Annotated in this window: 15 protein-coding genes; 9 read left to right on the plus strand and 6 right to left on the minus strand. The window is 68.9% G+C overall.

The annotated features are described in order from the left end of the window. Positions 1–79: 79 nt before the first annotated feature. Positions 80–1,120 (plus strand): NAD(P)-dependent alcohol dehydrogenase, encoded by a 1,041-nt coding sequence (locus tag ABIC66_RS00285; protein WP_354067229.1) that lies wholly within the window; start codon positions 80–82, stop codon positions 1,118–1,120. 120 nt (positions 1,121–1,240) lie between these two features. On the opposite strand, the gene ABIC66_RS00290 is transcribed toward ABIC66_RS00285, so the two are convergent. The 3 genes from ABIC66_RS00290 to ABIC66_RS00300 form a co-directional block, all read right to left on the minus strand. After that, the gene (locus tag ABIC66_RS00290; protein ID WP_354067231.1) at positions 1,241–1,849 is read right to left on the minus strand and encodes a TetR/AcrR family transcriptional regulator; all 609 of its coding nucleotides are present in this window, start codon (positions 1,847–1,849) and stop codon (positions 1,241–1,243) included. 76 nt (positions 1,850–1,925) lie between these two features. Next, positions 1,926–2,573, minus strand: coding sequence for a TetR/AcrR family transcriptional regulator (locus ABIC66_RS00295; RefSeq protein ID WP_354067233.1), 648 nt, complete (start codon positions 2,571–2,573; stop codon positions 1,926–1,928). Next, on the minus strand, positions 2,570–2,800 hold the full coding sequence (locus ABIC66_RS00300) for a CC0731 family SpdR-regulated protein (protein WP_354067234.1): 231 nt from the start codon (positions 2,798–2,800) through the stop codon (positions 2,570–2,572). The genes ABIC66_RS00295 and ABIC66_RS00300 overlap by 4 nt, the downstream gene beginning before the upstream one ends. 364 nt (positions 2,801–3,164) lie before the next feature. Here ABIC66_RS00300 and ABIC66_RS00305 point away from each other — a divergent pair, with 364 nt between their 5' ends. Both ABIC66_RS00305 and ABIC66_RS00310 read left to right on the plus strand, forming a co-directional pair. Continuing rightward, entirely contained in the window at positions 3,165–3,368 is a 204-nt protein-coding gene (locus tag ABIC66_RS00305; protein ID WP_354067235.1) for a twin transmembrane helix small protein, read from the plus strand. A gap of 37 nt (positions 3,369–3,405) precedes the next feature. Next, positions 3,406–3,984, plus strand: coding sequence for a cob(I)yrinic acid a,c-diamide adenosyltransferase (locus ABIC66_RS00310; protein ID WP_354067236.1), 579 nt, complete (start codon positions 3,406–3,408; stop codon positions 3,982–3,984). 134 nt (positions 3,985–4,118) lie between these two features. Here ABIC66_RS00310 and ABIC66_RS00315 read toward each other — a convergent pair whose 3' ends face one another. Next, the gene (locus ABIC66_RS00315) at positions 4,119–4,373 is read right to left on the minus strand and encodes a hypothetical protein (RefSeq protein ID WP_354067237.1); all 255 of its coding nucleotides are present in this window, start codon (positions 4,371–4,373) and stop codon (positions 4,119–4,121) included. Between the two features lie 207 nt (positions 4,374–4,580). Between ABIC66_RS00315 and ABIC66_RS00320 the strand changes: the two genes are divergently transcribed. Next, positions 4,581–5,327, plus strand: a complete 747-nt coding sequence (locus tag ABIC66_RS00320; RefSeq protein ID WP_354067238.1) for an electron transfer flavoprotein subunit beta/FixA family protein — start codon at positions 4,581–4,583, stop codon at positions 5,325–5,327. Next, complete coding sequence (locus ABIC66_RS00325; protein ID WP_354067239.1) at positions 5,327–6,268, plus strand: electron transfer flavoprotein subunit alpha/FixB family protein; 942 nt, start codon at positions 5,327–5,329, stop codon at positions 6,266–6,268. The genes ABIC66_RS00320 and ABIC66_RS00325 overlap by 1 nt, the downstream gene beginning before the upstream one ends. Positions 6,269–6,379: 111 nt before the next feature. On the opposite strand, the gene ABIC66_RS00330 is transcribed toward ABIC66_RS00325, so the two are convergent. Next, a complete protein-coding gene (locus ABIC66_RS00330) occupies positions 6,380–6,508 on the minus strand; it encodes a hypothetical protein (RefSeq protein ID WP_354067240.1) in 129 nt (42 codons plus the stop codon). A 135-nt stretch (positions 6,509–6,643) separates the two neighbouring features. Between ABIC66_RS00330 and gcvA the strand changes: the two genes are divergently transcribed. Next, positions 6,644–7,525, plus strand: coding sequence for a transcriptional regulator GcvA (gene gcvA / locus ABIC66_RS00335; RefSeq protein WP_354068338.1), 882 nt, complete (start codon positions 6,644–6,646; stop codon positions 7,523–7,525). A 30-nt stretch (positions 7,526–7,555) separates the two neighbouring features. Here gcvA and ABIC66_RS00340 read toward each other — a convergent pair whose 3' ends face one another. Beyond that, a complete protein-coding gene (locus ABIC66_RS00340; RefSeq protein ID WP_354067241.1) occupies positions 7,556–8,569 on the minus strand; it encodes an NAD(P)H-binding protein in 1,014 nt (337 codons plus the stop codon). Positions 8,570–8,661: 92 nt separating this feature from the next. On the opposite strand from ABIC66_RS00340, the gene ABIC66_RS00345 reads away from it, so the two are divergent. The 3 genes from ABIC66_RS00345 (at position 8,662) to ABIC66_RS00355 (ending at position 16,307) form a co-directional block, all read left to right on the plus strand. Continuing rightward, on the plus strand, positions 8,662–9,576 hold the full coding sequence (locus tag ABIC66_RS00345; RefSeq protein ID WP_354067242.1) for a LysR family transcriptional regulator: 915 nt from the start codon (positions 8,662–8,664) through the stop codon (positions 9,574–9,576). A gap of 122 nt (positions 9,577–9,698) precedes the next feature. Further along, positions 9,699–13,718 carry an ice nucleation protein gene (locus ABIC66_RS00350; RefSeq protein WP_354067243.1) on the plus strand — a complete coding sequence of 1,340 codons (4,020 nt, stop codon included), beginning with the start codon at positions 9,699–9,701 and terminating at the stop codon, positions 13,716–13,718. 117 nt (positions 13,719–13,835) lie between these two features. Beyond that, complete coding sequence (locus tag ABIC66_RS00355; protein ID WP_354067244.1) at positions 13,836–16,307, plus strand: TonB-dependent receptor; 2,472 nt, start codon at positions 13,836–13,838, stop codon at positions 16,305–16,307. Positions 16,308–16,325 lie beyond the last annotated feature (18 nt).

A 16,325-nucleotide genomic window follows, 5' to 3' on the forward strand; every position in this document is an offset into this window, starting at 1 on the left:
ACGCCCTCCTGCCACCTCGTGGCACTGCTGCCATCGTTCGATCCTCCCCGATCGTCCCCCCAATTCAAGGATACATCGAATGGCCAAAGCCAAAGGCTATGCGGCGCCCGCCGCCGGCGCGCCCCTCGCGCCCTTCACCTTCGACCGCCGCGAGCCGAACGCCGACGACGTCGTCATCGCCATCAAGCACTGCGGCGTCTGCCACTCCGACATCCACATGGTCGACAACGGCTGGGGCCAGAGCGTCTATCCGATCGTGCCCGGCCACGAGATCACCGGCGTGGTCACCGCCGTCGGCTCCGGGGTGACTCGCTTCAAGGAAGGCGACCGGGTCGGCGTCGGCTGCTTCGTCGACAGCTGCACCACCTGCGCCGCCCGCGATCTGGACCGCGAGCAGTACATGCCGGGCCTCGTCCTAACCTATAGCGGCTTCGAGCGGGGCAGCGACCTGCCGACCTATGGCGGCTATTCGGACCACATGGTGGTCAAGGAAGGCTACGTCCTGTCGATCCCCGACAACCTGGCCCTGGACGCCGCCGCCCCGCTGCTGTGCGCGGGCATTACTCTGTATTCGCCGCTGCGCCACTGGAACGCCGGCCCCGGCAAGAAGGTCGCCATCCTGGGCATGGGCGGCCTTGGCCACATGGGGGTCAAGCTGGCCCACGCCATGGGAGCCGAGGTCACGGTCCTCAGCCAGACCCTGTCCAAGCGCGAAGACGGCTTGAAGATGGGCGCCGACCACTACTACGCGACCAGCGACGCGGCGACCTTCGAGACCCTGGCCGGGACTTTGGACCTGTTGATCTGCACCGTCTCGGCCGGCATCGACTGGGGCGCCTATCTGAACCTGCTGAAGGTCGACGGGACCATGGTGCTGGTCGGCGCGCCGGAAGAGCCCGTGCCGCTGAACGCCTTCGCCCTGATCCCCGGTCGCCGCACCCTGGCCGGCTCGATGATCGGCTCGATCAAGGAAACCCAGGAGATGCTCGACTTCTGCGGCCAGCACGGCATCGTCGCCGACATCGAGGCCATCGCCATCGACCAGATCAACGAGGCCTACAAGCGCATGGCCCGCAGCGACGTGCGCTACCGGTTCGTGATCGACATGGCGACGCTGTAGGGACCCTCCACCCAGTCATCCCGGCGTAGCGCAGCGGAGAGCCGGGACCGCGGAAAGCTCCGTGCTCCCGGCGGTCCCGGATAGCCTCTGCGAGGCTTCCGGGATGACAGTTTTCCGCTCTTACCGAGGCCGCCAACCTTCGGCGATCACGGCGATCTGCCTGTCCATCACCGCCGACATCTCGGCCGCCGGCAGGGTCGCCCCGGCCGCGGCCGTCATGCGGTAGTTCCAGGCGTAGGCGGCCTTCAGGGTGTCGACGATCAGGCGCAGGTCCAGGTCGGTCCGCACCTCGCCCTTGCGCACGCCCTCTTCCAGGACATCGTGCAGCATCTGGGTCAGGCGCGGATTGCGCCCGTAGGGCGTCACGCCCGGGTCGTTGTTCGGATTGTACGAGGCGGCGATGTGGGCGAGGAACAGCTTCGCCCGCCGGGTCTCGAACTCGTAGTGGATGGCGAAAATCGAGCACAGCCGGTCGGCCGTGCTGCCGCGCAGGAACGGGACCACCCGATCGAACTCGGCGTAGAGCTCGGTCAGCCGATGCTCCATGACATGGCTGAGCACCTCCGCCTTGGAGGCGAAGGTGGTGAAAACGCTGCCGACCGAAACCCCCGCCCGCTCCGCGATGGCGCGGATGGTGGTCTCTTCGTAGCCAACATCATTGAAGAGGTCGCGCGCCGCCTCGAGAACCTTCTCGCGCGTCGCCGCCTTCTGATCATCTCTTACGCCCACGCACGTCCCCCTCGAACACGCTAGCGTCATTGTTCAATCGAAGACGCTCCGTTCCCCCGAACGGAGCGTCGTCGGGTTAAGCGCGGGCGCCCGCGAAGATGACTTTCAGTTGATCCGAAAGCCGCGCCAGCAGAGCCTCCACCGACCAACCGTCATAGACGGCGCGGCGATAGTTGGCGACATACACGTCCCAGGTGATCTCCGCCAAGAGCTTAGCGTCGATATCTTTCTTCAACTGACCCTGTTCGACGCCGCGTTGCGTGGCTTCGGCGATCAGGCGGAAGATGTGCTTGATGTCGGCGCGGGCGCGACGCTCGGCGGCTTCCGAACGCGTCCACGACACCGCGATACTGGCGCGCAGCAGCGGCAGTTGCTCGACGTGGAAGCTGTAGGCGACGCCGAACAGGCCCAGCAGGGCTTCGTCCACCGTCTTGGCGTTGCGCGACGCCTGGGTCATCTGGGCGTAGATGACTTCGTAGTCGGCGGTCAGGATCTCTTCGAACAGCTCCGACTTGTCGGCGAAGCTGGCGAACACGGCGCCGGTCGACATGCCGGCGGCCTGGGCGATGTCACGGATCGTGGCGCCTTCGTAGCCGCGCTCGCTGAACAGGCGGCGGGCGGCGGCCAGGACGCGTTCGCGGGTGCGCTGCTTGGCGAGAGCCCGGCGAGTCAGCTTCACCGGAGAGTCGGTGGCGGACTCGATATTGACGGACACAAAGCTCATGCGGCGGCCTCCAGGCGGGCGAGAGCGGCCTCGGCGCGCTTCTCGAATTCGATGCAATACTCGTCGACGACGTTCTGAAGGACGTCGGCGTAGCGGCGAGCCAGCTGGCGGCCGTCCTGCGCGGCGTCGCGCAGGTCAGTGATCAGTTGGCGGACTTCGGCCAGGGCTTCTTCGCGATCGGACGCGGAGAGCTCAGCGGCGGTCGCGAGGCGAGCGCTCTGGGCCATAGGGTTAGCTCCTACCCCCGCTGGGGTGAGTGAAAGGCGTTGAACGATCCGCGGTGGGGGAGTTGATCATGTTCAACGAACGCGCACTGGAAAAATAGGAAGCGGGCGCAATAACGCTAGGGGGGCGTATTTGCAACCGCGGAATCGAACAAAAATCGCCGAACAAAGGCGCATGACAGAGATATGGGAGCGCTTTCAAAGCGTCACTGCGACAAATGCGCTCATCGAACAGGTTCGGCGAGTTGACTCAGCGGACAACGGTCGCCGAACCGAGTCGCGCGCCGAAGGCGCATGAACGCGTGAGGCTCCTTACGGCTCCGGCCTCTATGGCGCGGCTCCGTCGCAGGCCCTATTCTCGGCGGCCATGAGCCACCTGTTCGACTTTCTCGTTCCCGCCGCGCTGCTGGCGGTGCTGATCGCCTTGGCCGCCGGCCTCTATGCCCTGTTCCGAGGGGGCGACTTCGGCCGTTCCTATTCGAACAAGCTGATGCGGCTGCGCGTGCTTCTGCAGTTCATCGCCATCATCGTCCTGGTCGCCGCCGCCTTCTGGTGGCGTAAGGGCTCGTAAAACCTAGCCTTATTCGTCGAACGAGGGTCCGCGACCGATGGTCACGCTGAACCGCATTTACACCCGCACCGGCGACGGCGGCTCGACCCGCCTGGCCACCGGAGCCCCGGTCAGCAAGGCCTCGCCGCGCGTCGAGGCCTATGGCGGAGTCGACGAGACCAACGCCACCATCGGCCAGGCGCGACAGCACACCGCACAGGATCCCGTGCTCGATGCGATCCTGGAGCGCGTCCAGAACGACCTGTTCGACCTGGGCGCGGACTTGGCGACCCCCGAGCAGCACGGCAAGCCGGACTGGGAGCCCCTGCGCATTCTCGACAGCCAGGTCGAGCGGCTGGAGCAGGAGATCGACCTACTGAACGGCGAGCTGGAACCCTTGACGTCGTTCGTGCTCCCCGCCGGCTCGGCGGCCGCCGCGGCCCTGCACGTGGCGCGCACCGTCTGCCGCCGGGCCGAGCGGACCTGCGTGGCCTTGTCGGGCCTGGAGGGCGAGATCGTCGGCGCGCCCGCGATCAAATATCTGAACCGGCTGTCCGACCTGCTGTTCGTCGCGGCGCGCTGGAGCAACGACAAGGGGAACGCGGACGTGCTGTGGAAGCCGGGGGCGACGCGGTAGGGGCGGCGCCGATCTCCTTACCAAACCCGTCATCCCGCGACTTGTTCGCTGGACCCATGGGTCAGCTTTCACGGGAGAGCATCGCCCCGCTCCGCACTCGTCCGCGCATTAAAGCGCGGGATGACGATGTAGGGCTACTTCTCTTGCTGAGCCGCCGGCGCCGCGTCCGTCTGGCCGTTGATTGGCGGGGTGTTCGGCGGCCGGCGCGTCAGGGTCTCGATCGGATAGACGGTCGCGCACTTCAGCCACTTGCCGGCCCAGGCGCCGCCGCGCGCTTCACAACGCTCCTTCGGCCAGACCCACAGGCCGTGATAGGCCAGGACGCCGGCGCTGCCGAGCAGGAACAGGCCCAGGAAGATGTACTTCAGACGGGTGAAAGTCTTGTTCATGGCCGCCCCTTACCGTCTTTCCGTCCTTAAGGGAATTGGCCGCGCGGACCTTGTCGGCGTCGCGAAAACCCAGAAATCGTACAACCGTTTGAACGATACCCTCCCTAAGGCATTACGTTTACGCGAAGGGAAACTTGCATTGCGGCGCACAAGCGGTAAGTCGGATGGCAAGCAGGATAAAAAGCAGCCTGGAGGCGGTGGAAACCGATGAAGGTCCTAGTCCCGGTCAAACGGGTTATCGATTACAACGTGAAGGCCCGCGTGAAGGCGGACCAGACCGGGGTCGACCTTGCGAACGTCAAGATGTCGATGAACCCCTTCTGCGAGATCGCGGTCGAGGAAGCCGTGCGCCTCAAGGAAAAGGGCGTGGCGACCGAGGTCGTCATCGTCAGCATCGGTCCGGCGCAGGCCCAGGAGACGATCCGCACGGCCCTGGCCATGGGCGGCGACCGCGGCGTCCTGATCACCACCGACGCCGATCCCGAGCCGCTGGCCGTGGCCAAGCTGCTGGCGGCCGTCGTGGCCGAGGAAAATCCCAACCTGGTCCTGATGGGCAAGCAGGCGATCGACGGCGACAACAACGCCGTCGGCCAGATGCTGTCGGCCCTGCTGGGCTGGCCGCAGGCGACCTACGCCTCGGCGATCGAGGTTTCGGGTTCGACCGCCAAGGTCACTCGCGAGGTCGACGGCGGCCTGCAGACGCTGGACGTCGACCTGCCGGCCATCGTCACCGCCGACCTGCGCCTGAACGAGCCGCGCTACGCCAGCCTGCCCAACATCATGAAGGCCAAGAAGAAGGAGATCGCCCAGAAGGCGGTCGCCGACTACGGCGTCGACATCGCGCCGCGCCTGAAAGTCATCAAGGTCACCGAACCGGCCAAGCGCTCGGCCGGGATCAAGGTCGAGACCGCCGCTGACCTGGTTTCGAAGCTCAACACCGCGGGGGTGCTGTAATGGCTGTTCTCGTCGTCGCCGATAACGACAACGCGCACCTGCGCGATGGCACCCACAAGACCGTCACCGCCGCCCTGAAGATCTCGGGCGACGTCGACGTCCTGGTGCTGGGCAAGGGCGCCAAGGCCGTGGCCGACGCCGCCGGCAAGATCGCCGGCGTCCGCAAGGTGCTGCTGGCCGAGTCCGACGCCCTGGGTCATGGGATCGCCGAAGCCCAGGCCGACGCCGTCCTGGCGGTGGCGGGCAACTACGACGCCATCCTGGTTCCGGCCACCTCGGGCGGCAAGAACTTCGCCCCGCGCGTCGCCGCCAAGCTGGACGTCGCCCCGATCTCGGACATCGTCGAAGTCGTCTCGGCCGACACCTTCACGCGCCCGATCTATGCCGGCAACGCGCTGGAGACCGTCCAGTCGTCGGACGCCAAGAAGGTGATCACCGTCCGCCCGACCGCCTTCGCGGCGGCGGCGGAAGGCGGCTCGGCCTCGGTTGAGACCGTGAGCGGCGCGGACGCCGGAAAGACCCGGTTCGTCAGCGAGGAGATGGTCAAGTCCGACCGTCCGGAGCTGGCCGCGGCCAAGATCGTCGTCTCGGGCGGTCGCGCCATGGGCTCGGCCGAGGAGTTCCAGCGAGTGATCGAACCGCTGGCCGACAAGCTGGGCGCCGCCGTCGGCGCCTCGCGCGCGGCCGTCGACGCCGGCTACGCCCCGAACGACTATCAGGTCGGTCAGACCGGCAAGGTCGTGGCCCCGTCGCTGTACGTGGCCATCGGCATCTCGGGCGCCATCCAGCACCTGGCCGGCATGAAGGACTCCAAGGTGATCGTCGCGATCAACAAGGACGCCGACGCCCCGATCTTCCAGGTGGCCGACTTCGGCCTGGTCGCCGACTACAAGACGGCCGTCCCCGAACTGATGGACGCCCTGACCGCCGCCGGAAAGTAAGCCGCGCGGTCGGAAAAGGCCTCTGAAAATGAAAAGGCCCGGAGGCTTTCCTCCGGGCCTTTTTGCTGTCCGTAACTCGGCGCGCCCCCGCGCGCATCGTCCGGCATGGGACTATCGCACGGTGTGAGGGGTGATGCCCTCGGCCCAGCGGAAGTCGTCGTGGGTCAGCAGCGGCGCCTTGACGGCCGCGCCGGTGAACAGGGCGAGCGTCAGCACGCCCGCGAGAAGCAGGGTCTTCATCGTTTCCGTCCTCAGAAAGATCGTGAATGGCAGGTGCGGCGCCGCGATGAGGACAATGCCAAAACGATCTCTGCTTTACGAACGATGGTATCTGCGAGGACTTGTGAGCTGGACTAACATCCCCACATCTTGACCATGCGCCTGCCGCCCTTCTCCTCGCTGGTCGCCCTCGAGGCCGCCGCCCGACACAAGAGCTACAGCCGGGCGGCCGACGAGCTGTTCGTCACCCACGGCGCCGTCAGCCAGCAGGTCCGCAAGCTGGAAGAGGAGCTGGGAGTCCAGCTGTTCGCCCGGCGCGGCAACCAGATGGAGCCCACCGCCACCGGCGCGGCCCTGGCGGCCCGGGTCGGCGAGGCTATCGCCAGCCTGCGCCAGGGCGTGGACAGCGCCCGTCGCGCCGCCAGCGGCCCGATCGTCGTCTCCACTGGCGCGGCCTTCGCCACGCGCTGGCTGGTCACCCAGCTGGCCCGCCTCTCGGCCGAGACCGGCGAGCTCGACCTGACCATCCGCGTCGAGGACCGCATGTCCGACCTGGTCACCGACGGCGCCGACGTCGCCCTGCGGTTCGGCGAGGGGCCTTGGCCGGGCACGGAGTCGGTGCGGCTGATCGACGAGGTGCTGTTCCCGGTCTGCAGTCCGGCGCTGTTGGAACGCTATCCGATCGACAAGCCCGAGGACCTGCTGCATGCCCCGTTGCTGCGCCACACTGGCCTGCCCTGGTCGACCTGGTTCCACGCCATGGGGGTGGAAGCGCCCGAACTGCCGCCGGCCCTGGGCTTCGACGACTCGTCGATGATGCTGGACGCCGCCGCCCAGGGCCTGGGCGTCGCCTTGGCTCGCAGCGGCATCGCCCGCCGCGACCTCGGCGACGGCCGCCTGGTCCGCCCCCTGCCCGGCGAGATCGACGTCGCCACCGGCCACCACTTCGTCTGGCGCCCGGAGAACCCCAAGCTGCCGAGGATCCTGAAGCTCCGCGATTGGTTCCTGAAGGAGATGGAGGGCGAGCGGCTGCGGTAGGCCGTCTAGGAGAAGCGCGTCGGCGCGGCCTTAGGCCGCTCGCGACAGCTTCAGCGACGGCGACGCCTCGACCACCGGCACGTCCAGACCCTGCATCGTCGCTCGGATCGCGACGTCCAGCGGCGTGCGCGGCTCCTCGCCGAGGAAGGCGACCAGCTTGCGGTTTTCCAGGCGCAGCGCGTGACGCCAGAACGGCTTCATCTCGGAAAGCTCGCGCAGGGTCTCGCTGAACAGGCCGGCGACCGGCAGCAGGCCCCAGGGCAGTTGGCGGACGTTCGGACGCTTCAAGCTGGCCGCGCGGGCGATGGCGCCGACCATGGCCGTTCCGTCCGCGTCCCAGACCCCCTCGAAGTGGAAGCGGGCGAAGGCCGGCAGCTCGACCTCGCGATCGGCCAGGCGGGCGAAGGTCTCGCCGATGTCGGGCAGATAGGCCCAGGCGTGGCCGAGCCCCTTGTCGCCCGGATAGAGGATGGTCTTCACCGGCTTGCCGGGCGTCACCAGGCCCGAGGCGAACCAGCTGTTGGCGGTCGAGCGCGGTCCGAAATAGTCGCCGGCCCGCAGGATCAGCGAGCGAACTCCGGCCTTTTCGCCTTCAGGGGCGGCGGCGGCCTCCAGGCGGGCCTCCATCGCGATGCGGATCTTTCCCTTCCGGGTGTGGGCGCGCTGGGGCGTGGCCTCGTCGATCACCGGATGGGCGGCCGGGTCGTAGTTGTAGATCGTGCCCGGCAGCAGGATCCGCGCGCCACTGGCCCGGGCGGCGGCAATGGTGTTGTCCAGCATCGGCAGGACCAGCGTCTTCCAGCCGCGATAGCCGGGTGGGTTCACGGCGTGGACGATGATCGACGCGCCCTGGGCGGCGGCGACCACGGCCTCGCGGTCCAGGGCGTCGCCCTTCAGGAAAGTCACCCCGGCCAGGCGGGCCTTGCCCGGATCGCGCGCCAGGGCGCGGACGGTCCAGCCCCGGCGAACCAAGGCGGCGGCGGTTTCGCCGCCCACGCCGCCGGTGGCGCCGAGGACGAGAGCGATGCGGTTCTGGACGGTCATGGCCGGCTCCTACGTTTGTGTTGACCAGAAGATGCCGTCCGCCCGCCTCAATAGAAATTGCCAAGAATGTTCGATCGGCTTATCAAAAATATATGAACATCGAGGTCTCCGCCGCCGTCGACTGGGAGCGTCAGCGCGCCTTCCTGGCCGTGCTCGACACCGGCAGCCTTTCGGCGGCGGCCCGCGAGCTGGGCGCGGCCCAGCCCACGGTGCGCCGGCGCATCGAGGACCTGGAAACCCAACTGGGCGTGGCGCTGTTCACTCGCTCGCCCTCGGGACTGACGCCGACGCCCCTGGCGCGGGAGCTGGCGCAGCACGCGCGGGCCATGGCCATAGCCGCCGCCTCCCTGGCCCGCGCCGCCTCGGCCGAGGCCGACGCCGCTTCGGGAGCGGTGCGGATCACGGCCAGCGAGGTGGTCGGCATGGAGGTGCTGCCGCCGATCCTGGCCGAGCTGCGCGAGGCGCATCCGGGCCTGGTCTTCGAACTGGCCCTGACCAATCGCAGCGAGGACCTGCTGCGCCGCGAGGCCGACATCGCCGTGCGCATGGTCCGCCCTACCCAGGAGGCGCTGGTCGCCAAACGGGTCGGAAACATCACGCTGGGCATGCACGCCCACAAGCGCCTGCTGGACGCCTGGGGCCGCCCCGCCACCCTCGACGAGGCGCGCCGCCTGCCCTTGATCGGCTACGAGACCGAGACGATCGGCGTCCGCGCGGTCAAGGCCCTCGGCCTGAACCTGCGTCCGGACGAGTTCTCGTTTCGCACCGACAACGACGTGGCTCAGCTGGCGGCCATTCGCGCCGGCTTGGGTCTCGGCGTCTGCCAGGTCGGCCTGGCCGCGCGCGATCCGATGCTGGAGCGCGTGCTGCCCGAGGCGATCCGTTTCGACCTGGAGACCTTCGTCGTCACCCACGAGGATCTGAAGGACGTGCGCCGGGTGCGTCTGGTCTTCGACGCCCTGGTCGCGGGCTTGACCCGCTACGCCAAGATAGGAAATACAGTTTGAACTAAACAACATTCCACCTAGAGTGGAGATTAACGAATCGCCGCCCGGAAAATGGGCGACGCCATCGACCGCGTCGTCCTCGAAGGGGACGCCCGGATCGCTCGAGTTCGGTGGAGTATCGTATGGCGGTCGTCGGTTCGGACCCCGTCCTGTCCAGCCTGACGCCAACGCGGATCGCGGCGCTCAGCGGCGCGGCCATCGCCGCGGCGCCCCCCTCCGAATTCGCCAAGCTGACCAAGGCCCAGGTCTCGGCGATCTCGATCACGGCGATCAGCGGCCTGAGCGCCGAGCAGTTCGCCGAATTCCGGACCAATCAGCTGGCCGGGCTGACGGCCGCCCAACTGCCGCGCCTGCCCACGACCATCGGCTTCAGCGCCACGCAGCTGACGGTGCTGAACCAGGCCCAGGTGCAGGCGCTGTCGCGGACCCAGGTCGCGTCCATGAGCACCCAGCTGCTGGACAGTCTGCGCACGACCCAGGTGGCCGCCCTCAGCATCACCGCCCTCTCGGCCCTGTCGCGCGACCAGATCCAAAGCCTGTCGCCGATCCAGGTGCGATCCCTGTCGGCGCCCCTGCTGCGCGCCCTGTCGACCACTGACCTCGGCGAGTTCAGCCCGGAACAGGTCTCCGCCTTTCTCGCCACCCAGGTGGCGGCGCTGAGCGCGACCCAGGTCTCGAGCCTGTCGGCCGAGCAGGTCGGGGCCCTGACCGCGACCCAGTTCGGCGCGCTGTCGGCCGCCACCCTGCGCGCCTTACCGGCGTCCGCCCTGGCCCTGACCACGCCCGGCCAGTGGGCCAGCGCCACCACGGCCCAGTTGTCGGTGCTGAACGCCGACCAGCTGAAGGGCCTGGGCGCCAGCCGCGTGGCCGCGCTGAACCCGATCCAGATCCGCGCCCTGTCGGCGACCGAGTTGGGCCGCGCGGGCCCCGCGTTCCTGGCCGGCCTGTCGACGACCCAGCTGACCGGCCTGGCCGCCAACCAGGCCGCCGCCCTGTCGGTGACCGCGATCGCCGGCCTCAGCGCGGAGCAGATCGCCGCCATCAATCCCGCGACCCTGGGCGGACTGACGGCCACGGCCCTGTCGGCCCTGGACGCCACCCAGGTGGGGGCGCTCAGCGCCAGCCAGATCGTCCGCCTGCAGCCCAGCCAGCTGAAGGGCCTGGACGGCGAGGACTTCAACGAATTCACCCGCGCCCAGCTGAAGGCCTTCACCGCCGCCCAGATCCGCGAAATGCCGCCCGAGCAGCTGGCGGCCCTGTCGGACGAGGATTTCGGCGCCTTCTCGCCCAGCCAGCTCAAGGCCCTGTCGCCGCTGCAGCTGAAGGCCCTGTCGACCAGCGATCTGGCGGCCCTGACGCCCGAGCAGGCCGGCGCGTTCGTGTCCGGCCAGATCAGCGCCCTGTCCGGAACCCAGCTGGTCGCCCTGCGTGGCGTCGCGCCGTTCGCGCCCGGCCAGTTGCAGGGCGTCACGCCCACCCAGTTGCGCGTGTTCTCGCCCACCGACATCGGCCGCCTGAACACCACCGAGATCGGCGGCCTCAGCGCGGTGCAGATCGGCGGCCTGACTCCCGAGGCGCTGTCGGCGCTGGACGGCGGCCAGACCTCGCGCCTGACCACCGCCCAGATGAAGGGCCTGACGACCACCCAGCTGAAGGGCCTGTCGGACACCGACGTCGCCCAGCTCAACCCCACCCAGATCGGCGTGCTGGACGGGACCCAGGTCGGCGCCCTGGTCACCCACCTGCCCGCCGCCGCGATCGCCGGCCTGGCCGCGACCCAGGTCGGCAAGCTGTCGGTCACCGCCCTGGCCAGCCTGTCGGCCGCCCAGGTGGCGGCGCTGGGCCAGGCCCAGCTGCGCGGCCTGACGACCGACCAGATGGCCGGCCTGCCGTCCGACATCGCCCGGAGCCTGACCGCCACCCAGGTCGGCGGCCTGACGCCCACCCAGCTCGGCGCGCTGTCGGCGACCAATCTCGGCCGCCTGTCGCCAGAGAGCCTGCAGCAGCTCGAGGCCGTCCAGATCCGCGGCCTGACCCCCACCCAGGTCAGGAGCCTGGACGCCAGCACCTTCGGCGCGCTCAGCGCCACCCAGGTCGCGGCCCTGACCCCCACCCAGGTGGGCGCGCTGTCGACCACCGTGATCGGCGATCTTTCGACCACCCAGTGGGCGGGCCTGACCACGACCCAGGTCCAGGGCCTGGGCGCCACCCAGCTCGCGACGCTGGACGCCGCCGACCTGCGCAATCTCTCGACCAGCCAGTGGACCGCCCTGCGCTCGACCCAGATCGCGGGCCTGTCGACGACGGCGGTGAGCGGGATCGAGTCCGAGCGCCTCGCCCAGCTGGCCCCGAGCCAGATTTCCGGCCTGGCGCCCGGAGCGCTGTCGGCGCTGGACGCCACGCACGCGGCCAGCCTCTCGACCAGCCAGATGGCGGCCTTGACCGCCACCCAGCTGCGCGGTCTGACGCCCGAGGACATGGCCGAGTTCAGCGCCACCCAGGTCGGCGCCATCTCGACCAGCCAGCTGGCCGCCCTGCCCGCCTCGGACATCGCGGCGCTCAGCGCCACACAGCTGGCCGCGCTCAGCACCAGTCAGGTTCGGGCCCTGGTCCCGTCTCAGGTCTCGGCCCTACGTCCCACCCAGGTCGGCGGCCTGTCGACGACCCAGCTGGCGTCGCTGAGTTCGCTGCAGCTGAGCGCCCTGGCCAACGACACCTTGCCCGCCCTGACCGCGACCCAGGTCGCCAGCCTCACCTCTGGACAGCTGGCGGGCCTGTCGACCACGCAAGCCGGCGCGATGACCGGCGCGCAGCTGGCGGCCCTGGCCGAGACCCAGGTCGGCGGCCTCGGCGGCGGCTTCCTGGCGGCCCTGTCGGCCACGGCCTTCAGCGCCCTGACCGCCACCCAGGTCGCCCGGCTGTCGACCACCCAGGTGCAGAGCCTGACCGCCACCCAGGTCGGCGGCCTGTCGGCGACCGACTTCGCCGAGTTCTCCGCGGCCCAGGTCGCGGGCCTGACCGCCGGACAGGTGGGCGCGCTGTCGCCGACCAACCTGGCCAGCCTGCCGACCACCGCGATCACCAGCCTCTCGGCCGCCCAGTTCGCGGGGCTGTCCGCCACCCAGCTGGCCATCCTGCCCGACAGCGTGTTCCAGGGACGGCTGGGGCAGCTCAGCGTCAGCCAGATGGCCGGCCTCTCGACCACCCTGATCGGCAATCTCTCGACCACCGACGTGGCCAGCCTGACCGCCAACCAGATCGGGGGCCTGTCGGCCTCGGCCTTCGCGGCCCTGGGGACCTCGCGCCTGCCGCTGTTGTCGGCCACCCAGGTCGCCGGGTTGTCGACCACCCAGGTGGCCGGGTTCGACGCCAACACCTTCGGCCTGCTGTCGAACACCCAGGTCGCGGCCCTGTCGTCCAGCCAGATCGGCGCGGTGCGTGGCGAGATCCTGTCGGCGCTGGACGCCACCCAGTTCGCCCGCCTGACTTCCAACCAGGTGCGAGGCCTGACCGCCAGCCAGATCGAACAGTTCACCGCCACCGACATCGGCGAGATCACCACCACCCAGATCGCCGCCCTGGGCGCGCAGCAGCTGGAAGGCTTCTCGGCCGGCGACATCTCGGCCCTGACCGTGACCCAGGTCGGCGCCCTGACCGCCGGCCAGATCGCGGCCCTGACGCCGGTGCAGCTGCGCGGCCTCTCGGCCGGCGACATCGGCGAGTTCAGCAAGACCCAGGTCGCGGCCCTGACCGGCGCCCAGGTCGGCTCGCTGTCGCTGACCGCGATCGACGCGCTCAGCAACGACCAGTTCGGCGGCCTGACCGCCACCCAGGTGCGCGGCTTCACCGCCGAGCAGCTGACGGCGTTCGGCGCCGAGGGCCTGGCGCGGCTGTCGGGCGCGCAGCTTGGGGCTCTGACCACCACCCAGGTGGGCCAGCTGCCGACCGTGTCGATCCAGAGCCTGAACGCCACCCAGATCGACCAGATCATGCCCAGCCAGGTCTCAGGCTTCACCGCCGACCAGATCAAGGCCTTCAGGCCCGACCAGCTGGCCGAGCTGTCGCGGGCCCAGGTCAACAAGCTGACCGCCGCCCAGCTGGACGCCATGAGCCGCACCCAGCTGGAGGCCATCGGCCTCTAACTGGACTGTTGCTCCGACGCACCGTCACGGGAGCGTTGCGGTTCCGTCGCGGAGCCGTCTTGGGGCCACCCTATCCCCGCCCTCGGACGTCGCATGTCGCGAAGGGGATAGGGCCAGATGCAATCGACGAAGACGATCAATCGCCACCTGTGGCGCGGCGCCGCCTTGGCCGCGCTGCTCGCCACCGGCGCCCACGCCGCCGATACGGCCGCGCCCGCCGCCGCCGCGCCAGCGGCCGACGCCGACTCGACCAGCGTCGAGCAGCTGATCATCACCAGCCAGCGCGAGACGCGCTCGGCCGTCGCGATGCAGGCTTCGCAGATCCAGCGTGTCCTGCCCGGCGCCAGCCCGCTGAAGGCCATCCAGTTCCTGCCCGGCGTCGTCTATCGGACCGCCGATCCGTGGGGCAACAACGAGCAGAACCTGTCGCTGTTCGTCCACGGCTTCTCGACCCAGCAGCTGGGCTTCACGATGGACGGCGTGCCGCTGGGTGATCAGCAGTACGGCAACTACAACGGCCTGTCGGTCTCGCGCGCCGTCACGAGCGAGAATGTCTCGCGCGTGACCCTGTCGTCGGGCGCCGGCTCGCTGGGCGTGGCCTCGACCAGCAACCTGGGCGGCGCGATCGAGACCTTCAGCCGCGATCCGGCGGCCGAGCGCGGTCTCAACGTCCGCCAGACCTTGGGCAGCCACGACGCCAGCCGCACCTTCGTTCGCCTCGACGGCGGCGACCTGGGCCATGGCTTCAGGGGCTACATCTCGTACCTGCGCCAGGACGCCAAGGCCTGGGACTTCGACGGCCACCAGCGCGGCCCCCAAGTGAATCTGAAGCTGGTCCGCGAGGGCGACAAGGGCGTGCTGACTTTCTATGCCGACTGGCAGATGAAGGTGGAGCCGAACGAGGACGCCACCGCCATGGGCAACCAGCAGACCCCCGCGGCGGCCGGCTTCACGCCCTATAGCCGCCCGTTCATCTATCCCGACCTCGCCGCCTGCACGAGCCGTCTGACGGGCGGCCCGGGCACGCCGCCGCCGGCCCAGGGCGCCAACTTCTCGAACTGCTTCAGCGCCGCCCAGCGCGAGGACATCCTGGCCTACGTCAAGTACGCCTGGACGCCCGTGGAAGGCTTCACCTGGACCAACCAGGCCTATTATCACTACAACTTTGGTCGCGGCATCGTGGCCGGCCCGGTCAACACGGCCGGCCTGCCCGGCCTGTTCGCCACCTACTATCCGAACCTCGTGGTCGGCGGCTCGGCCACCAGCCCCGGCACCTTGGCCAACATCGTCGCCCTGATGGGCGGCAGCGGCAACGCCGTGCGCACCACCGAGTACCGCATCAACCGTCCGGGCGTGATCTCGACGGTCGAGTGGACGCTGGGCGACCACCAGATCAAGGGCGGCGTCTGGTTCGAGCACAACGAACCGGCCCAACACCGCGTCTGGTACCCGATGACGGCGGAAAACAACGACCTGTCGCCCTACGACGTGCCGCGCGGCAAGAAGGCCCTGACCCAGTACTTCGCCGAGTTCTACGTCAACGACATCCAGCTGCACCTGCAGGACCAGTGGCGGATCACGCCGAACCTGCTGCTGCAGGCCGGCTTCAAGTCCAGCCTGCAGGACGCCACCGGCAAGTTCCCGATCAACCAGCAGAACCTGCCGACCGTGGCCGTGCCGGTCCACTATCCGACGGGCGGCATCGAGTCGAACAAGTGGTTCCTGCCCCAGGTCGGCGCCCTGTGGGACGTCACCGAGCACGAGCAGGTGTTTGTCAACGTCCAGCAGAACATGCGCCAGTTCATCCCGTACGGCGCGGGCAGCGGTTTCTACGGCTTCTCGGCCTGGAGCCTGGGGACCCAGGCGGCGTTCGAGCTGTTCAAGACCACGGTGAAGCCCGAGACCTCGTGGACCTATGAAGCCGGCCTGCGCAGCCGCCGCGACGTGACCTGGGGCCCGATCACCGGCGTCGAGGGTCAGGTCAATGTCTACGACGTCAAGTTCAGCAACCGCCTGCTGAACATCGCGCCCTTCAACTTCATCAACCCGGCGCCGGCCATCCTGGCCAATGTCGGCGGCGTGACCACCAAGGGCGTCGACCTGGCCGGCACCCTGAAGTTCGGCGAGCACGTCCAGCTCTACAACGCGCTGTCGTACAACGAGTCCAAGTACGACCAGAACTATCAGAGCGGCACGACGATCGTCGGCGGCGTCTCGACCCCAGTCACCGTCGCCACCGGCGGCAAGTACGTGCCGCTGATGCCGAAGTGGCTGAACAAGACCATCGCCCGTTTCGACTTCGGCAAGTTCGACGCCCAGATCAGCGGCGACTATGTCGGCAAGCGCTTCGTCACCTACCTCAACGACCTGTCGGTGAAGGCGATGATGCTGGTCGACCTTCAGGCCGGCTACACGTTCGACCTGCCGTCGGACGGCCTCCTGAAGGGCGCGCGGATCAGCGCGAACGTCACCAACCTGTTCGACAAGAAGGGCGTCTCGACCGCCGGCGTGACCAGCAACTCGGGCGGCTACACCGCCTTCCCGCAGCCGCCGCGCATGGGCTTTGTGACGCTGTCGGCGGACTTTTAAAACTGTCATCCCGGCCGC

It is taken from the genome of Caulobacter sp. 1776 (assembly GCF_040545685.1).
Lineage (GTDB): Bacteria > Pseudomonadota > Alphaproteobacteria > Caulobacterales > Caulobacteraceae > Caulobacter.